The sequence below is a fragment of the Amaricoccus tamworthensis genome (genome assembly GCF_049800875.1).
Classification (GTDB): domain Bacteria; phylum Pseudomonadota; class Alphaproteobacteria; order Rhodobacterales; family Rhodobacteraceae; genus Amaricoccus; species Amaricoccus tamworthensis.
The window spans coordinates 156,539-175,137 of sequence record NZ_JBNAFV010000001.1 but is presented as its reverse complement, the minus strand read 5'-3'; the positions used below and the strand labels follow the sequence as shown (position 1 = coordinate 175,137).

Here is an 18,599-nt window from a genome sequence, read left to right as displayed (position 1 = left end):
GCCGTGATGGCCGGTCGACCGTGCTGGTTTAGCGGGTGTTTTCGGTGATCCGGCGGCGGACATAGGTGTCGACGCTGTCGATCATTTCATCCATGCCAGGATCGAAGAAGTGGCTGGCGCCCTCCACGATCTGCTGGGTGATTGTGATGCCCTTCTGCTGCTTGAGCTTGTCCGCAAGGCTGGTGACATCGGCGGTCGGCACGACGCGGTCGGCGCTGCCGGAGATGATCAGGCCGGAGGACGGGCAGGGCGCCAGGAAGCTGAAGTCGTACTGGTTCGCCGGCGGTGCCACGGAGATGAAGCCCGCGATTTCGGGACGGCGCATGAGAAGCTGCATGCCGATCCAAGCCCCAAAGGAGAAACCGGCAACCCAGCAGAACTTGGCGTTCGGGTTCAGGGACTGGAGGTAGTCCAGTGCCGCCGCCGCATCGGACAGTTCGCCCACTCCCTCATCATATTCGCCCTGGCTGCGCCCAACGCCGCGGAAGTTGAACCGCAGGCAGGTGAAACCGATTTTGTGGAATGCGTAATGAAGGTTGTAGACAACCTTGTTGTTCATCGTGCCGCCATACATGGGATGGGGGTGCAGGATGATCGCTATCGGAGCATCTTTGTTTTTCTGTGGGTGGTAGCGGCCTTCGAGTCGTCCATCTGGACCGGGGAAAATGACCTCGGGCATAAATTGCCAGCTCCTTGGATGGGCATTCGTACAGTTACTTGACGGAATCGCTCGGTCAATCTAGAAACATTCTAAGTTGACCGAATGGACCCCCATTTGGTGTTGCTGTTAAGCGGTACGGCGCAAGCCGTCAACACCGTCATGGTTTGGGGAGGCCCCGGAATGAAGCTGAGCACCAAAGGACGTTACGCGATGATCGCCCTGACCGATCTTGCGACGAATGGGTCTGACCGGCTGGTTTCCCTCTCGGAGATCTCGGAGCGGCAGGACATTTCGCTGGCCTATCTTGAGCAGCTATTCGTGAAACTCCGCCGAGCGGGGCTCGTTGAATCCGTGCGCGGTCCTGGTGGTGGCTACCGGCTGTCCCGGTCCGTGGACAATATCCGGGTGTCTGAGATACTCGCTGCGGTTGATGAGACGATGGACGCACTGGCCCGTGGGGCCGGGGCCTCCGGAGCGGATGCCAATACCGGTGAGCAGCTTCTGGCGGACAAGCTCTGGGAGCAGCTGTCAGCCAACGTATATGTGTTTTTGCACCAGACCCGGCTTGGGGACGTGGTGGGCAACAATCTCGCGCCATGCCCGGCGGTGCCGGCGTTTGTAAACGTGGTGGATGAGGCCGTATGAGCGGACGGGTTTACCTCGACTGGAATGCCTCGGCTCCACTGAGGCCGGAGGCGCGGGACGCGATGATCCGCGCAATGGACGCGGTCGGCAACGCCTCATCCGTGCATGGGGAGGGCCGTAAGGTCAAAGCCATCATGGAGCATGCCCGCACCCAGGTTGCCGAGGCGACAGGCGCGCTGGCCGGTGATGTGGTTTTTACCTCCGGTGCCACGGAAGGGGCAGCTCTGGCTCTGGCCGATCAGGGCTATGTCGGTGCTACGATTGAGCACGACTGCGTTGCGGCCTGGATTGATCCGAAGCTGGCAGTGGACACGTATGGACAGGTGACGGTTGAGGAGCCGGAGGGCACGGCGTTGCAGGCGGCAAATTCCGAGACCGGAATCATTCAGACCCTGCCCGAGGGGCTTGGGTTTGTGGATGCGGTTCAGGCGGTCGGTAAAGTGCCGTTCGCGTTTGACTGGTCCCAGGCGGAGCGGGGTCTGGTGTCCGCGCACAAGCTGGGTGGACCGAAGGGAATTGGGGCGCTGCTGCTGAAATCGGGAGTGGACGTGTGCGCCCGTATTCGCGGGGGCGGCCAGGAATCCGGTCGCAGGGCCGGAACGGAGAACATCATCGGGATTGCCGGGTTTGGTGCGGCCTGTGAAGCGGCCATTCGGGACGTGAACGACGGTGTGTGGGAGGCGGTCGCGGAAATCCGTGACCTTTTTGAGGACGCCGTGACTTCGGTCGCGGATGACGCTGTAATCGTTGGACGGGAAGGGCCCCGGTTGCCCAATACGTCCTGCGTTATTATGTCGGGCTGGAAGGGTGAAACCCAGGTCATGCAGATGGATTTGGCAGGATTTGCCGTTTCCGCCGGTTCGGCCTGTTCCAGCGGCAAGGTGCGGACCAGCCGGGTTTTGGAGACACTGGGATACTCCGCCACGGAGGCCTCCAGCGCCATCCGGGTATCCATTGGTCCGGATACGTCCCGCGAGGACGTTTTGAAATTTTCCGATGCCTGGACAAGGCATTATCTGCGGCGCCGTCAGCGGGCCGCATAAGGGCAGGATGTGACATGAGTGAATTACTGGCAGCAGGCGACAACGCCACGGCACGCGAAGGTGTCGATCAGGAGACGGTCGATACCGTTCGTTCGGTAGGCGAGCGTTACAAATATGGGTTTTCGTCCGACATCGAGACGGAATACGCCCCCAAGGGTCTGAACGAGGAAATCGTGCGGATGATCTCCGCCAAGAACGATGAGCCGGAATGGCTCACGGAATGGCGGGTCGCGGCTTTTAAACGCTGGCAGAACCTTGAGGAACCCTCCTGGGCAATGGTGGACTACCCGGAAATAGATTTTCAGGACCAGTATTACTACGCGCGTCCCAAGAGCATGGAAAACAGGCCGAAATCGCTCGATGAGGTCGATCCGGAGCTTCTGCGGACCTATGAGAAACTGGGTATCCCGCTGAAGGAACAGATGGTTCTGGCCGGAGTTGAGGGCGCGGAAGACGTGTCCGACGACCGCAAGGTTGCCGTGGACGCTGTATTTGACAGTGTGTCTGTTGGCACGACCTTCAAGGAGGAACTGGCCAAGGCTGGTGTGATTTTCTGTTCGTTCTCCGAGGCTGTGCGGGACCATCCGGAACTGGTGAAGAAGTATCTTGGCTCGGTGGTTCCGGCGAGTGACAATTTCTATGCGACCCTGAACTCGGCTGTGTTCTCGGACGGATCGTTCGTGTACGTGCCCGAGGGCGTGCGATGCCCGATGGAACTGAGCACCTATTTCCGGATCAACGCGGAGAACACGGGCCAGTTTGAACGGACGCTGATCGTCGCTGAAAAAGGCTCATATGTGAGCTATCTTGAGGGCTGTACTGCACCGAAGCGGGACGAGAACCAGCTTCACGCCGCCGTGGTTGAGATCGTGGTTCAGGAGGACGCGGAGGTCAAATACTCCACGGTCCAGAACTGGTATCCGGGCGACGAAAACGGCAAGGGCGGCATCTACAACTTCGTGACGAAGCGCGCTGACTGCCGTGGTGACCGGGCGAAGGTGATGTGGACACAGGTTGAGACCGGCTCTGCCGTGACCTGGAAATACCCGTCCTGCATCCTGCGCGGCAATGAGAGCCAGGGCGAGTTTTATTCTATCGCGATTGCGAACAACCACCAGCAGGCCGATACCGGCACGAAAATGGTGCATCTGGGTAAAAACACCCGGTCGCGCATCGTGTCCAAGGGTATCTCGGCCGGTGTGGCTCAGAACACCTATCGTGGGCTCGTGTCGATGCATCCAAAGGCACAGAACAGCCGTAACTACACCCAGTGCGACAGTCTGCTGATCGGCGACAAATGCGGGGCGCACACGGTGCCGTATATCGAATGCCGCAACAACTCGTCGCGGGTCGAGCATGAGGCGACTACCTCGAAAGTGGATGATGACCAGCTGTTCTATTGCCGGTCGCGGGGCATGGACGAGGAGGAGGCCGTGGCTCTTGTCGTCAACGGGTTCTGTCGTGAGGTGCTTCAGGCCCTGCCGATGGAATTTGCCATGGAAGCCCAGCAGCTTGTGGCGATTTCGCTCGAAGGCTCGGTGGGCTGACGAATCGAATTCATGGCACCCTGGGGAAGGAAAAAGCAGATGATCTCGACCACGACACCCACGGTCGAGGGGCATTCGATTACCCAGTATCACGGCATTGTCGTGGGTGAGGCGATCCTCGGTGCCAATGTCTTTCGGGACATTTTCGCGGGTATCACCGACATCATCGGGGGCCGCTCCGGTGCCCATGAGGAAAGTCTGGCAAAGGCGCGGGCGACCGCGCTTGCGGAAATGGAACAGCACGCTGCGGATCTCGGTGGGAATGCCGTGGTCGGCGTCGATCTCGACTACGAGGTCATCAACAACATGCTGATGGTGTCGGCCTCCGGAACGGCCGTGACCATCGACTGAACTGAAATTTGGCCCAGGGAGACTGCCCGGGCGGGAAGAACGGATACGAAAATGTTGGAAATCAAAAACCTGCATGTGAAACTTGAGGAAGAGGACAAGCAGATCCTGAAAGGCGTCGATCTGAAGGTCGAGCCGGGAACGGTTCACGCGATCATGGGTCCGAACGGATCGGGCAAATCCACCCTGTCCTATGTTCTCTCTGGCCGCGAGGGCTATGAGGTCACCGATGGCGAGGCGTCGCTTGAGGGTGAGGATCTTCTCGATCTGGAGCCGGAAGAGCGTGCCGCGGCCGGTCTGTTCCTCGCGTTCCAGTATCCGGTTGAGATCCCCGGCGTTGGCAACATGACCTTTCTGCGTACTGCGGCTAACGCGCAGCGCAAGGCACGGGGCGAGGCGGAACTCAGCGCGGCCGAGTTCCTGCGTCTGATCCGTGAGCGGGCAAAGGAGCTCGACATCGACGCGGAAATGCTCAAGCGTCCTGTCAACGTGGGCTTCTCCGGCGGTGAGAAGAAGCGTAACGAGATTTTGCAGATGGCCGTTCTTGAGCCGAAAATGTGCATTCTCGATGAGACGGATTCGGGGCTCGACGTGGACGCAATGAAGCTTGTGGCCCAGGGTGTGAACGCCCTGCGGGCTGAGGACCGGTCCTTCCTTGTGATTACCCACTACCAGCGTCTGCTCGACCACATCAAACCCGATGTTGTGCACATCATGGCAAACGGTCGCATCGTGCAGTCCGGTGGCCCGGAACTGGCGCTGGAAGTTGAAAACAACGGCTATGCCGACATTCTTAAATCGGTGGCGTAAATGGCGGCTCCAGCAATGAAAACGGATGGGGCGGAAGCATTCCTTTCCGCATTCCCCGAACCTGCCGGTGAGGCGTCCTGGGCTCGGGAAGCCCGGAGCAGGGCTGTCGAGCGGTTCCGCCAGCAGGGCGTGCCCGTACGTCGCGACGAGTACTGGAAATACACCGATCCTACCGGTCTCACGGTTCTGCCGGCCCGCGAGGCTGCGGTTCTGGACACCGATGAGGCGCCGGTCTTTGACGTGCTGGACAGCCTGAAGATCGTGTTTGTGGATGGTGAGTTCTCTGCCGAGCTCTCTGATGATTTCTCCCTGGAGAATGTTGAGATTGAGCGTCTTGAGGATGTTCTGAAGCTCGACATCCATTGGGCGCGTGATCTGTTTGGCGTGCTTGAGGGCAATGGACAGACCCCGGTCGCAAGGCCGCTCGCAGTGCTGAATACGGCCCGCGCGACTGAGGGCGTGGTGATCCGCGTGACGGGCAAGGTCGCGAAACCGATCTCGCTGCGCTACCTGCACCGTTCGCCGACCTCCGATGCGCATATTCGCCATCTGGTGAAGGTTGAGGCTGGTGCCGAGGCCACGATCCTGGAGGCCGGTCCGGCTGCCGCGCGGTTCAACAATGTGATGGAGATTGAGGTGGCACCGACCGCCAGCCTGCATCACGTGCGGGCGCAGGGTCGGGACCATGAGCGTCAGGCCGTAACCGGGCTGTTTGCGCGTCTTGGTGAGGAAAGCACTTTCAAGTCCTTCACTCTGACCGTGAATGGTCGGATGACCCGTAACGAGTGCGTGCTGGAGTTCACCGGTGACAACGCCGTGGCCCATGTGGCTGGTGCCTGTGCCGGGGATGATGACTTCCACCATGATGACACTGTGTTCATCACCCATGACGGACTGAACTGCGAAAGCCGTCAGGTTTTCAAGAAGGTGCTGCGCAGCGGTGCCACAGGCGTGTTCCAGGGCAAAATTCTTGTGAAGGAAGGCGCGCAGAAAACCGATGGCTACCAGATCAGTCAGGGGTTGCTGCTCGATGACGACAGCAACTTCCTTGCTAAGCCTGAGCTTGAGATCTACGCGGATGACGTTGTCTGCTCCCACGGGTCGACCTGCGGTGCGGTGGATGAGACGTCGCTGTTCTATCTGAGGTCGCGCGGGATTTCGCGGGCGGCTGCGGAGGAACTGCTGGTTCTGGCCTTCCTCGATGAGGCGATTGTCGAGATCGAGGATGACGTTCTGGCTGACGAGATCCGCGACCGCCTGGCCGGCTGGCTGGCCCGCAGACGGGCCTGATCCCATGTCCCCCAGCCTGTTTGGGACCATTGCGACCTCCTGGCGCAAACCAAAGGTCGTGATGACCCGGCTGGTGGAAGGCGGGCTCTCGGAAGCGAGGGCCCTGATCTACCTGATGCTGGCCTGTCTGTTGTTTTTTGTGGCCAGCACGCCGAATGCTCTCCGGGTGTCCCCGGCGATTGATGATCCGGACGCCAATACGATCTCCGTGACGGCGTTTTTCTTTGGCATGATGTTCGTGGCGCCGTTGATCTTCTATGCGGTGGCGCCGGTTCTGCACCTGGTGGCCAGGGCTGTGGGCGGCACGGGGTCGTGGCTGGGGGCGCGGACGGCGCTCTTCTGGTCGCTGTTGCAGGTTGCGGTTTTGACGATCCCGGTGTCGCTGATTGGTGTTGCGCTGGACTACGGTGCTCCGGCAGCGGCGGGTGCGGTGCGTGATGTGCTGGGGATTGCGGCCGTTTTGTTTTGGGTCTGGTGGCTGTCGGTGAACTTTGCGGTGGTGGAAAGCCTGCGGAGTGCGGTTGGGATGCTGTTGCCGCTAGGGGTTTTGCTGTTTGTCCTGCCGGTTTCGCTGCGTTGGATGTTGTGATCGGGTGGCGTGATGGCTTCAGAACATAAAGACGGTGGTGACGATATGGACTGGGTCGGGCTGTTTCGGCTGAGCATTTTCCGTCCGCGTGACGCGGCGCGGCAGGTGGTCACCTGGGATCTGCCGCTCTCAATTCTGCTTGAGGCGGCGGTCGCGGTTTCCTGTCTCGGGGCGGTGATTACCTGGATCGGCGCGCTGCTGATGCCCGGGGCGGGTGACCCGCTGATCCTGTTTTTTGGCGGGATGCCGGTACTGATTGTTGTTACGCAGCTGATTAACCTGGTGGTGATTGCGGCGTTGATCACCGGGGTTGGGCGGCTCTGTGGTGGGCACGGGACCCTGAAAGGCGCATTCACGACGATTGTCTGGATCAATACGGTGATGATCCTGTTGCAGTTGGTGCAGTCGGTCGTGGTCTGGCTGCTGCCGCCGCTGGCGCTGCTGGTGTCTTTCCTGCTGTTCAACTGGGTGATCTGGGCGATGACGGTGTTCATCGCTGAACTGCACGGGTTCAAGAATTTTTTTGCGGTCGCCGTACTGGTGTTTCTGACGGCGATGGTTATGACATTCGGCCTGATTTCGGTTCTGAGCGGACTGGGAATGGTGCCGCAGGGAGTAGGCGATGTATGATGTAGAGGCCATCCGGAAGGACTTTCCGATCCTGTCGCGGGAGGTGCATGGCAAGCCGCTGGTGTATCTCGACAACGGTGCGTCGGCGCAGAAGCCGCAGGCGGTGATCGACGCGGTGACGGAGGCCTATTCGAATGAGTACGCCAATGTGCATCGCGGACTGCATCACCTCTCCAACCTCGCGACGGAAAAGTATGAGGCCGTGCGGGGCAACATCCAGAAGTTCATCGGGGCGGCCCATGAGGAGGAGATCGTCCTGAACACCGGCTCGACCGCGGGTATCAACATGGTGGCGCAGTCCTGGGCCGCGCCGCGGCTTGAGGCAGGAGATGAGATTCTGCTGTCAGTGATGGAGCATCACGCGAATATTGTGCCGTGGAACTTCCTGCGGGAACGTCAGGGCGTGATTCTGAACTGGGTTGAGACTGCGGCGGATGGCTCGCTTGATCCACAGGTGGTGATTGATGCGATCACACCACGCACCAAACTGATTGCGATTACGCACATGTCCAACGTTCTGGGAACGGTCGTGGACATCAAAACGATCTGTGATGCGGCCAGCGAAAAAGGTGTGGCGGTACTGGTAGACGGGTCGCAGGCCGTGGTCCATATGCCGGTCAACGTGGCCGATCTGGGTTGTGATTTCTATGCCATTACCGGCCACAAGCTCTATGGCCCCACCGCGTCGGGTGCCATCTACGTGCGGCGTGAACGTTATCAGGAAATGCGGCCGTTCATGGGCGGCGGCGACATGATCCGTGACGTGGGGCGTGATGCCATCACCTACAATGATCCGCCGATGATGTTTGAGGCGGGCACCCCCGGTATTGTTCAGGCCATTGGTCTGGGCGCGGCGCTCGATTACATGAGCGGGCTGGGTATGGAGAACATTGCGGCCCATGAGCAGGACATTCGCCAGTATGCCGAGAGCCGTCTCAGCGGGCTGAACTGGCTGAACGTCCAGGGAACGGCGCCGGACAAGGGCGCGATTTTCTCGTTCACGCTTCAGGGGCCGGCTCATGCCCATGACATTTCAACCGTCGTGGACCGCAAGGGTGTTGCGGTGCGGGCCGGGCATCACTGCGCACAGCCTTTGATGGAGCATCTCGGTGTGCCTGCGACCTGCCGGGCATCGTTCGGTCTCTACAATACCCGTGCGGAGGTGGATACGCTCGTGGCGGCGCTTGAGACCTGCCACGAGCTGTTTTCCTGAGGCGTTAGCCTTCGATCTTCCGTGCTCTAGCGGAAGATCATCACCGGCACCTTACACATATGCGCCATGGTGGCCGAGGTGGAGCCGAGGAACAGGCGGCGCAGACGGCGGTGGCCGTAGGCGCCAATTACCAGAAGGTCCGCACCACCGCCCTCTACGGCCTCCGCGATGGTTTTTTCGGGTTCGCCCTGACGGAACTCGATGGTGACATCGGAAGCGTTTTTCAGGAGCAGCGCCCGGGCGCCCTCCATCTTCTCCCGCATCGCCGGGGTTTCCGATCCGACATGCAGCAGGCGGCAGTGGAGGCCCTTGAGCAGGGTGCCCGTGGAGATGCGCTCAACCGAGTTCATCACACTGCGGCTGCCGTCGAAGGCGATGAGATAGCGCTCAATCGGCTGAAAGGCGCGGTTGGCGATCAGCACGGGGCGGGTTGCGACGCGCAGAATGCGCTCCAGGTTGGAGCCAATATGGTCGTGCGCCTGTGATGAGGCCTCGCCGCGTTTGCCGACCACAATCGCGCGGCTTTCCTCCTCGAACCGGGTGATGGTCTGGACGATGTCCTCATTGCGGAGACGTTCATCGATCCGCTCGATGCCGGCGGCGCGCATGCGTTCGCTGGCGGTTTCAAGGATCAGACGGCCGCGCGCGTGAGTGAGCTTGGCCCGCTCCGCATCGGAGGCGGCGAGTTTTTCGAGCAGATCACTGCGCGCGCCAAGATTGAGGCTGCCGCTGAGGTCCGCAGGGATGCTTGACGGTTCGCGGCGGCCGATCACGTGGTAGATCTCCACCGGGAGCTCCATGCGTTTCGCGGCCCAGATGGTGTGGTCGCAGACGCTCGCCGAATAGGAGGAGCCGTCGACAAATGTCATGATTTTCATTGGTTTTTCCCCCTAGTGACCGAGCAAGTCTTCCATGGCGCCGGGTTTGTCGTGGACGCCGAGTTTGTCCACTATTGTCTCGGACGCCTCGTTCATGCCCACGAGTTCCACCTCCGTGCCTTCCCGGCGGAATTTGAGCACAACCATGTCCACGGCCGCAACCGATGAAATATCCCAGATATGGGCCTGGCTGACGTCAATTTTCACGCGGTCAAGCACCTCCTTGAAGTCAAAGGAACTCGAGAACGCGTCCGCGCTTGCGAAGAAGAGCTGGCCCGTGACCCTGTAGTGCCGTTCGCGTCCGTCCGCGGAGGCCTGGGACGTGACCTTGAATATCTGTGCGATCTTGCCGGCAAAGAAAATGCCCGAGAGCAAAACACCCGCCAGAACGCCAATGGCGAGGTTGTGGGTGAAGACCACCAGAACCACGGTCGTCAGCATCACGATGGAGGACGACCGCGGATGGTCACGCAGGTTTTTGATCGAGGACCAGCTGAAGGTACCGATGCTGACCATGATCATGATGGCAACGAGAGCAGCCATGGGAATTTTGCTGACCCAGTCGTTGAGCACGAGGATCATGAACAGAAGGCCCACACCCGCGGTGAAGGTGGACAGACGCCCGCGACCGCCGGATTTCACGTTGATGATGGACTGACCGATCATGGCACAGCCCGCCATTCCGCCCAGGAACCCGGTGACGGTATTGGAGACGCCCTGGCCCAGGCATTCGCGGTTTTTGTCGGAGGTGGTGTCGGTCAGTTCGTCCACGATCTGCGCGGTCATGAGGCTTTCCAGCAGACCCACGGCGGCCACACCGATCGAATAGGGGAAGATGATCTGAAGCGTCTCAAACGTGAGCGGGATGTCGGGGATCAGGAAAATCGGCAGGGTGTCCGGAAGTTCCCCAAGATCCTCCACGGTTCGGACGTCGAACCCGAAAACCAGGCTGACGATCGTAAGGATGATGATGCAGAGCAGCGGCGAGGGCACCGCTTTGGTCACGTAAGGCGCGCCGTAAATGATGCCCAGACCAACGGCGACCAGCACATAGGTCAGCATCGGCACGTTTGTCAGCTCGGGCAGCTGCGCCATAAAAATGAGAATTGCCAGCGCGTTAACGAATCCGGTCATCACGGAGCGTGAGACAAACCGCATGACCTGAGCCAGCCCGATGAATCCGGCAACGATCTGCAAAAGCCCGGCCAGCACGGTTGCGGCGAGCAGGTATTGCAGGCCATGATCCCGGACGAGGGTGGTCATAAGAACGGCCGTGGCGGCCGTGGCGGCTGACACCATGCCGGGGCGACCGCCGGTAAAAGCGATCAGAACGGCGATGGAGAATGACGCATAGAGCGCGACTTTCGGGTCCACGCCGGCGATGATGGCAAATGCGATGGCCTCAGGGATAAGAGCCAGGGCGACCACGATCCCGGCCAGTATGTCGGCACGCACGTTGCCGAACCATTGGTGTTTAAGATCGTGTAGGTTCATGATGCCTGCCTCTCGTCGGATGGATGTCGCCGGTATTGGGGGGTGCCGGCGGTTCGGCCGGACATGCGCGGGCCTAGGCCCGCTTCAGGCGGACCTTCTGTGCAGGATTGCCAGGGGTGTCAACCTTGGGGGACGTTCCGTCGTTAATTTGCGCGGGAACCGTGATTTTGATGCAGATTAAACGGCAGGTTTTGTCCGCACGGCCATTTACGGCGTCAGATTTTCACAGGTCAGGAGGCCGCATCCCAGGTTTCATCCTCGTTATGGAAGAAGGTGAAACGGTTTCGCCCGCCATCCTTGGAGCGGTAGAGGGCCGTATCCGCCCGTGAAATCAGCTTGTCCGGTTTGGTGCCGTGTTGGGGGGCAATCGCGATGCCGATGCTGCATCCGATCGTCACGACATCATCGCCAATGTGGTAGGGTTCGGAAATCCGGTCGAGTATCCGCCTTGCGAGGACCTCCGCATCCTCCTGGGATTTGACCTGCGTCTGCACGATGGCGAATTCATCCCCGCCGATGCGGGCAACAGTGTCGCAGTCGCGGACCGCCGTCTGCAGCCGCTCAGCCGCGAGTTTCAGTAAATGATCACCGGCCTGATGCCCTAGGCCGTCATTTATGAGCTTGAACCTGTCCAGATCGAGAAAATGTGCGGCCATTCCAACCCCGCGGGCCGCAAGCGCTACAGCGGCCTCCAGCCGGTCGCTGAATTTGGTCCGGTTCGGAAGGCCGGTCAGGGGATCATGAAGCGCCATATGCGCGACCATGTCCTGATTTCTGCGGATGTCTGTGACATCGAAATAGGCCGTCAGAAAGCCACCGCCCCGCAGCGGTTCGCCCTGAATTTCCAGCACCGTTCCATTGGGGCGCTGACGGTCGTACCGGTGCGAGATCTGTTTCTCGACAAGCTCCATGCGTTCCTTCACAATGGTCTCAACGTCGCCGGGTCCGTATTCGCCGCGGCTGGCGTTGAACCGAAACAGTTGTTCCATTTTGGGCAGGCCGCCGGTTACAAGCGCTTCGGGATAGTCGAGCATGTCGACCTGCTGCGCATTGCACAGAACCATCTGAAGACTGCTGTCGAAGACCGAGATGCCGCCTGGAAAATTTTCGACCACGGATTCCAGGATCTCTATGCGCTCCTTGAGACGGCGGACTTCCTCGTCGCTGTCGAGCGGCGCGGGATCGTGGATTTCAGTGTTGTAGAGGGTTTTTCGTCCGGCGGCCTTCATACGTCCATTCCGCTCCCGATCCGGAGTGTCAGTTGCCGGACGGAGCGGAAGCGCCGCCGACGGAAATCAGGAGACCTGAACCGGGAAAGACCGTCGCGGTTTTACATGCCTGACGGTGATATCGCGTGCGGACCGCACGGAGGCTCACCTGCCGGAAGCGATGCTGTAACCTCGATTTGCCTTTTCACGAAGGGGTGTCCTGTTGCGCATAAGAGGTATGTGGCGAAGCTTAGGGAAAGGTTAAAGCGTACCGTTTCAGTTCGGAATGGTGGCTTCGTGGAAACCGGGGGGGGGGGCCGGTTCACCCGAGAGGCATGAACCGGTCTCAGGTTTCTAACGACACGCCTCGCGGATCGCTTTCATGTTTTTGCCGTAATCGGCGGGTGTGCCACCCTTGAAGACCGCCGATCCGGCAACCAGCGCGTCGGCTCCGGCTTCGATGCAAAGCGGTGCGGTCTGGGGTGTTACGCCACCGTCGATTTCCAACCAGATGTCCCGGTCTCCAATCATCTCCCGCAGTTTGCGTATTTTTGGGAGTTGGGAGTGCAGAAATGACTGGCCGCCAAAGCCCGGGTTGACGGTCATCACAAGGATGAGGTCACAGCGGTCGATGACATATTCGATCGCTTCGGGTGGGGTGGATGGTGTCAGGGAGACACCGGCCTTGCACCCAAGGTCGCGAATGCTTGACAGCGACCGGTCCAGATGCGGCCCGGCCTCGGCATGAATGGTGATAATGTCGGAGCCGGCCTTGGCGAAGGCCTCCAGATACGGATCGGCGGGCTCGATCATCAGATGCACGTCCATGACCGTTTTGACATGGGACCGGATCGCGGCGACCACATTGGGGCCGATGGTGAGGTTGGGCACGAAATGCCCGTCCATGACGTCCACATGCACCCAGTCGCAGCCCTGATCCTCGATGTCGTGAATTTCCTCGCCCAAACGGGCGAAATCGGCAGACAGGATCGAGGGTGCGATTTTCAGGTCGCGGGAAAAGGTCATACCGCTCATTTCAGACGGCGCAGCAGGCTGGAGGTGTCCCAGCGACCGCCGCCCATTTTCTGAACGTCGTTGTAGAACTGGTCCACCAGTGCCGTGACGGGCAGGGAGGCTCCGTTGTTGTTGGCCTCCGAGAGGCAGATGCCGAGGTCCTTGCGCATCCAGTCGACGGCGAAGCCAAATTCAAACTTGTCCGCGAGCATGGTTTTGCCCCGGTTTTCCATCTGCCAGGAGCCTGCGGCGCCTTTTGAGATCACATCGACAACCGCCTCACCGTCGAGACCGGCTTTCTGGGCGAAGTGGAGCCCTTCGGACAGGCCCTGTACGAGGCCCGCGATGCAGATCTGGTTGACCATTTTCGTCAGCTGACCGGCGCCGGTCTCGCCCATCAGGCGGCAGGAGCGGGCGTAGCAGTTGATGACGTCCTCAACTTTGCCATAGGTCTCGGCATCGCCGCCGCACATCACGGTCAGAACGCCATTTTCCGCACCGGCCTGACCGCCGGAAACGGGTGCGTCGATGAAACCTGCACCTTTTTCAGTCGCGGCGGCGGCCAGTTCCCGGGCAACCTCGGCCGAGGCCGTGGTGTGGTCCACGAAGGTGATACCCGGGCCAAGCACCTCGAAGGCACCGTTGGTACCGGTCGTGACCGAGCGCAGGTCGTCATCATTGCCGACGCAGCAGAACACGATCTCCGCGCCTTCAGCGGCCTCTTTTGGGGTTTTGCCGAAAGATCCGCCATGTTCGGCGACCCAGGCTTCGGCTTTTGCGGTGGTTCGGTTGTACACCCGGACCTCGTGACCTTTCGCGGCCAGGTGTCCCGCCATTGGATATCCCATGACCCCAAGTCCGATGAAAGCAACACGCGCCATTTTATTCCCCATTTACCACTTCGTGTTTCGTTGTACCGGTTCACATGGCCTGCTATCGGTGCAGCGTCAAGTCGCCAGAGAAGGGGCTGCGGGTAGATGGCGTTTCTGTTTCGGTTGGTCATGTGGATATTCGCCGTGTTGGCGATGGTACTTCTGGCTGCGGCGATCCTGATCCATTATCTGCTTTCCCAGTCGCTTCCCGATTACAACCGCGATCTGGTCCTGTCCGGGCCGCAGGAGGATTTTGAGATCGTCCGTGACCGGCATGCGATCCCGCATATCCTGGCCAAAAATGACCATGACGCGTTTTTTGGCCTTGGTCTGGCCCATGCCCAGGACCGACTGTGGCAGATGGTGGTGATGCGGCGCACGGCGCAGGGGCGTCTGTCGGAGGTGTTTGGACGCGACACCTTTGAAATTGATGTGCTCATGCGGTCGCTTGACCTGTATGGCCATTCCCGAAATGCCGTGCGTTTTCAGGATGAGGAAACGGTGGCGGCCCTGGAGGCCTATGCCGACGGCGTAAATGCCTGGCTTCGCATCATCCAAAAGGAGGCACTGGGTCGTGGCGCCCCGGAGCTTTTCTGGTTCGACGCCTCCATTGCCCCCTGGATCCCGGCGGATTCGCTTGCATTGCAAAAGCTGATGGCTCTGCAGCTGACGGATCATGCGTCGCGTGAGATCCTGCGCGGGCGGCTGTCGCTGCAACTTAAGGAAGAACGCGTCGATGATATCCTGCCGGAGGCCACAAACGCGCCGGTGATGGGACTGCCGCAGCTTGCAGCCCTGTTTGAAGGTACGGAATATGCATCCCTTGATGTGAACGACCCCCATCCGCTCAGCCCCATTCGTAGCGTGGGAATGGCCGGTGCATCCAACGCGTTTGCGGCCTCGAAAGCCCGGACCGCGGGGCAGGGAACCCTGCTCGCCACCGACCCTCATCTGATGCTGACAGCTCCGTCGATCTGGTATCTGGCGCGCATGGATCTGCAGGAGGGGCCGGTCATGGGCGGGACCATTCCGGGCATTCCGTCCATCCTGATCGGTCGTAATAAAAGCCTCGGTTGGGGGCTGACATCCAGCTATCTGGATGACCAGGACGTCTATATCGAGAAACTGAACCCGGATAATCCCGACCAGTATCTGACCCCCTCCGGCTACCGCGATTTTGCGGTGCGCAGTGCCATCGTCAAAATCGGCAGCCCCGGCAGTGACGGCGAGCAGGAACAGGAAACCGTGCTGCTCAAATACACCCGCAACGGACGGCCGGTTCTGACGGGCGATCATTTCAATGAATCCCACATCACCCCGCCGGGCCACGTGGCGAGCCTGGCCTGGACTGCCCTGACCGGCGAGGACCGCTCCGTTGCGGCCTCCATCAACCTGATGCGGGCGCGTTCCATCCGCGAGGGTCGCGAGGCGGCGGAGGATCTTCTGGCGCCGTCGCAGATGGTCACGATGGCGGACCAGAACTCTGTGGCGCTGCAAATGGCCGGAGCGGCGCCCAAGCGAAACGCCGCCAGCACAAGCAAGGGGCGCATCCCGTCGCTGGGCTGGCTTTCCGTGAATAACTGGGAGGGCATGCGGCCCTTCGCGCGTAATCCCTGGGTGGTCGATCCGCCGAGTGGCATTGTGGTCAACACGAACAACCGCATCACCGACGCGGTGTTTCCCGATCATCTGAGCTTTGACTGGGGAGATACGGTTCGTATCGCGCGTGCCGGTGGCCTGCTTGCCGCGCGCGAGATTCACACGCTTGAAAGCTTCATTGAGATACAGACGGATACCGTGTCGGAGGCGGCCCGAACGCTTTTGCCCCTGATCGCGCGGGATCTTTGGTATTCCGGCGACGCCGCGCCGCCGGACAGTGTGGCGGCTCAGAGGAGCCTGGCGCTTGAACGCCTGGCGAACTGGAGCGGTGACATGTCGGAACATGATCCCGAGCCGCTGATTTACTCCGCCTGGATCCGGGCGCTGCAGCGGCGCCTGACGGTCGATGAGCTTGGCTCAAGTGTGGAGCTTGTGGCGCAACCGGACCCCGCCTTCATTGAGCGGGTGTTCCGTAACGTGAATGGTGCCGCCGTGTGGTGCGATGTCATCCAGACCTCGGCCAGGGAGACCTGCTCGGAGATCGCCCGCAGGTCGCTCGATGACGCGCTTGTGGAAATTTCGAGCCGGTTTGGACCGCGGCTTGAGAGCTGGCGCTGGGGGGACGCGCATCAGGCCGTCCACGCGAACCAGACCCTCGGTCGCAACAAGCTGCTGAGTTACCTCGTGAACATCCGGCAGAGCACGCCGGGTGGCAACCACACGATGCTTCGTGGTCAGTCCACCGGGCGGGGAGAGGAGCCGTATCTGAACATTCACGGCTCCGGCCTGCGCGCCGTCTATGATTTCTCGGATCCGGATTCGAGTGTGTTCATTATCTCGACCGGCCAGAGCGGTCATCTGATGTCACGACACTATGACGACCTCGCCGCGCTGTGGCGGCGGTCGGAGTATATTCCAATGTCTCTGGATGCCGACCTTGCCCGGGCCGGTGCGGATGGGATCACCCGTATCACCGTTGGCCCGAGAGAGGTGGAGGGGATCAGCGAATGATCCGGCTGTATTTTCCGCCCGCGAAGCTCGCGTCGGCCAGGAGTCCCTTCTGGCTGAAGACGACCTCCTGAATGGGGCGGTTGATCTGCGTGGAGGATACCCCCGCGGCAGCGCCTCCGTTCCGGGGCACGGCATAGGCGGCATCGACGCCGAGTTTCCAGCCGTCCGCGACGCGGAAATCCTCGAGGGACTGTTTGGTCAGGAAGAACAGCGCCTGGCTGTATTCCGATGCGCCAAATGTGAAGCCGAGACCGGCGGCACTCAGCGAGTAGTAGTCCACTTTCGCCGGTCCGATCAGCAACGCGCCCTCGCCATAGGCTCCGCTGGCAAAGAAACCGGCTTTTTTGACCGACGGAATGACCAGAATACCTTCCGCGCGCGAGGCCAGTTCGGACGCGCCGGGGACGGTCTGATACAGTTCAGAGAGGGCGGCATCGACCTTGCGGTCGAGTTCGGCCCGGGGGTTGGATGGTACTTTCGGGTCTGACGTGCACGCGGCCAGGCCGGCGCCCGCTGCAACGATAAACCCGCGACGTGTCCAGTTCGTCATGGGACTGCTCCTTGGAAATCACTGTTTTCAGCCTCAGTCGCCGGTCATAACGCCGGCCTGCGGCAATGTTAATACAGTTTGCATGTCCGGGCCAACGGGTTTGAGGCCTTTTGGGCGCGTCCTGCGACCTATAACGGCTCGCGCGCGATCATTTCGGCGATTTTTGGCGCGAAATAGGTCAGGATGCCGTCGCAACCGGCCCGTTTGAAGGCGATCAGGCTTTCGAGAGCGGCCCGGTCCCCGTCAATCCAGCCATTGTTCGCCGCCGCCTGGATCATGGCGTACTCGCCCGAGACCTGGTAGGCGAAGGTCGGCACGCCAAACGAGGTTTTAACGCGGGTGCAGATGTCGAGATAGGGCATACCCGGCTTGACCATGATCATGTCGGCGCCCTCGGCCAGGTCGGCCGCAACCTCTCGCATGGCTTCATCGCCATTTGCCGGATCAAGCTGGTAGGTCTTTTTGTCGCCTTTTAGCGCTCCGGATGCGCCCACCGCGTCGCGGAACGGGCCATAAAAGGAGGAGGCGTATTTTGCGGCGTAACTCATGATGGTCACGTCCTGGAAGTCGTTTCGTTCCAGCGCCCGTCGTATGACACCGATGCGGCCGTCCATCATGTCGGACGGCCCCAGAATATCGGCACCGGATTCCGCCAGAACCAGAGACATCCGCTCCAGCGCCATCAGGCTTTCATCATTGGCGATGACACCATCGCGGACGATGCCGTCATGGCCGTCGGAACTGTAGGGATCGAGTGCCACGTCGACCATGACACCAATGTCGGGGATGTGGTGCTTGATGGCCCGGGTGGCGCGGCAGACGAGGTTATCGGGGTTCCAGGCCTCGGTGGCCTCGGCGTTCTTGTCGGAGGGTTCCGTATAGGGAAACAGCGAGACGCAGGGTATGCCGAAGTTCGCGGCTTCGTTGATCGCCTCAAGCGCGCTGTCGATGGAATGTCGCACAACGCCGGGCAGGGACGGGATCGGCTCGCGTTCACCCTCACCCTCTCGGATGAATACCGGCCAGATCAGGTCTTCCGGCGTCAGGCGGGTTTCGGCCACCAGGTCCCGGATCCAGAGGGTGCGGCGCAGCCTGCGCGGACGGCTGGCGGGAAAGGGAGCTGGTGTGGGTATCATCTGGCCTCCGGATCTGTCGCATCGGTTTGGCATGGCGGGACGTCCCTGCTCAAGATGATAT

18 protein-coding genes are annotated in these 18,599 nt (G+C 60.6%); 10 read left to right on the top strand and 8 right to left on the bottom strand.

The genetic code is table 11. The features are described from left to right. Window positions 1-28: 28 nt before the first annotated feature. Window positions 29-679, bottom strand: coding sequence for an alpha/beta hydrolase (locus ACP15P_RS00875; protein WP_424926602.1), 651 nt, complete (start codon window positions 677-679; stop codon window positions 29-31). Window positions 680-841: 162 nt separating this feature from the next. On the opposite strand from ACP15P_RS00875, the gene ACP15P_RS00870 reads away from it, so the two are divergent. The 9 genes from ACP15P_RS00870 to ACP15P_RS00830 are packed head-to-tail and all read left to right on the top strand — an operon-like array spanning window position 842 to window position 8,776. After that, complete coding sequence (locus ACP15P_RS00870; RefSeq protein WP_424926601.1) at window positions 842-1,306, top strand: Rrf2 family transcriptional regulator; 465 nt, start codon at window positions 842-844, stop codon at window positions 1,304-1,306. Continuing rightward, on the top strand, window positions 1,303-2,349 hold the full coding sequence (locus ACP15P_RS00865) for a cysteine desulfurase family protein (RefSeq protein WP_424926600.1): 1,047 nt from the start codon (window positions 1,303-1,305) through the stop codon (window positions 2,347-2,349). Before ACP15P_RS00870 ends, ACP15P_RS00865 begins: the two co-directional genes overlap by 4 nt. Window positions 2,350-2,363: 14 nt before the next feature. Continuing rightward, complete coding sequence (sufB, locus tag ACP15P_RS00860; RefSeq protein ID WP_424926599.1) at window positions 2,364-3,896, top strand: Fe-S cluster assembly protein SufB; 1,533 nt, start codon at window positions 2,364-2,366, stop codon at window positions 3,894-3,896. A gap of 39 nt (window positions 3,897-3,935) precedes the next feature. Further along, window positions 3,936-4,247: a heavy metal-binding domain-containing protein gene (locus ACP15P_RS00855; protein WP_424926598.1), complete on the top strand. Its 312-nt coding sequence runs from the start codon at window positions 3,936-3,938 to the stop codon at window positions 4,245-4,247. Window positions 4,248-4,298: 51 nt separating this feature from the next. Then, window positions 4,299-5,054: a Fe-S cluster assembly ATPase SufC gene (sufC, locus tag ACP15P_RS00850; protein ID WP_424926597.1), complete on the top strand. Its 756-nt coding sequence runs from the start codon at window positions 4,299-4,301 to the stop codon at window positions 5,052-5,054. After that, a complete protein-coding gene (gene sufD, locus ACP15P_RS00845; RefSeq protein WP_424926596.1) occupies window positions 5,055-6,344 on the top strand; it encodes a Fe-S cluster assembly protein SufD in 1,290 nt (429 codons plus the stop codon). A gap of 4 nt (window positions 6,345-6,348) precedes the next feature. Further along, entirely contained in the window at window positions 6,349-6,933 is a 585-nt protein-coding gene (locus tag ACP15P_RS00840; protein ID WP_424926595.1) for a YIP1 family protein, read from the top strand. 12 nt (window positions 6,934-6,945) lie between these two features. Beyond that, window positions 6,946-7,563 carry a Yip1 family protein gene (locus ACP15P_RS00835; RefSeq protein WP_424926594.1) on the top strand — a complete coding sequence of 206 codons (618 nt, stop codon included), beginning with the start codon at window positions 6,946-6,948 and terminating at the stop codon, window positions 7,561-7,563. Then, entirely contained in the window at window positions 7,556-8,776 is a 1,221-nt protein-coding gene (locus tag ACP15P_RS00830) for a cysteine desulfurase (protein ID WP_424926593.1), read from the top strand. Before ACP15P_RS00835 ends, ACP15P_RS00830 begins: the two co-directional genes overlap by 8 nt. Before the next feature lie 26 nt (window positions 8,777-8,802). Here ACP15P_RS00830 and ACP15P_RS00825 read toward each other — a convergent pair whose 3' ends face one another. The 5 genes from ACP15P_RS00825 to ACP15P_RS00805 form a co-directional block, all read right to left on the bottom strand. After that, window positions 8,803-9,654 carry a universal stress protein gene (locus ACP15P_RS00825; protein WP_424926592.1) on the bottom strand — a complete coding sequence of 284 codons (852 nt, stop codon included), beginning with the start codon at window positions 9,652-9,654 and terminating at the stop codon, window positions 8,803-8,805. Window positions 9,655-9,666: 12 nt separating this feature from the next. Further along, window positions 9,667-11,148 (bottom strand): SulP family inorganic anion transporter, encoded by a 1,482-nt coding sequence (locus ACP15P_RS00820; protein ID WP_424926591.1) that lies wholly within the window; start codon window positions 11,146-11,148, stop codon window positions 9,667-9,669. 230 nt (window positions 11,149-11,378) lie between these two features. Next, a complete protein-coding gene (locus ACP15P_RS00815) occupies window positions 11,379-12,377 on the bottom strand; it encodes a diguanylate cyclase domain-containing protein (protein ID WP_424926590.1) in 999 nt (332 codons plus the stop codon). Window positions 12,378-12,710: 333 nt separating this feature from the next. Further along, the gene (gene rpe, locus ACP15P_RS00810; RefSeq protein ID WP_424926589.1) at window positions 12,711-13,382 is read right to left on the bottom strand and encodes a ribulose-phosphate 3-epimerase; all 672 of its coding nucleotides are present in this window, start codon (window positions 13,380-13,382) and stop codon (window positions 12,711-12,713) included. A gap of 5 nt (window positions 13,383-13,387) precedes the next feature. Then, window positions 13,388-14,251: an NAD(P)-dependent oxidoreductase gene (locus ACP15P_RS00805; RefSeq protein ID WP_424926588.1), complete on the bottom strand. Its 864-nt coding sequence runs from the start codon at window positions 14,249-14,251 to the stop codon at window positions 13,388-13,390. A gap of 96 nt (window positions 14,252-14,347) precedes the next feature. Here ACP15P_RS00805 and ACP15P_RS00800 point away from each other — a divergent pair, with 96 nt between their 5' ends. Then, window positions 14,348-16,852 carry a penicillin acylase family protein gene (locus ACP15P_RS00800; RefSeq protein ID WP_424926587.1) on the top strand — a complete coding sequence of 835 codons (2,505 nt, stop codon included), beginning with the start codon at window positions 14,348-14,350 and terminating at the stop codon, window positions 16,850-16,852. Here ACP15P_RS00800 and ACP15P_RS00795 read toward each other — a convergent pair. Together ACP15P_RS00795 and hemB are read right to left on the bottom strand one after the other, a co-directional pair. Beyond that, window positions 16,842-17,402 carry a lipid-binding SYLF domain-containing protein gene (locus tag ACP15P_RS00795; protein ID WP_424926586.1) on the bottom strand — a complete coding sequence of 187 codons (561 nt, stop codon included), beginning with the start codon at window positions 17,400-17,402 and terminating at the stop codon, window positions 16,842-16,844. The two genes, ACP15P_RS00800 and ACP15P_RS00795, sit on opposite strands and share 11 nt — an antisense overlap. A gap of 128 nt (window positions 17,403-17,530) precedes the next feature. Further along, window positions 17,531-18,538, bottom strand: a complete 1,008-nt coding sequence (gene hemB, locus ACP15P_RS00790) for a porphobilinogen synthase (RefSeq protein ID WP_424926585.1) — start codon at window positions 18,536-18,538, stop codon at window positions 17,531-17,533. Between the last annotated feature and the right edge of the window lie 61 nt (window positions 18,539-18,599).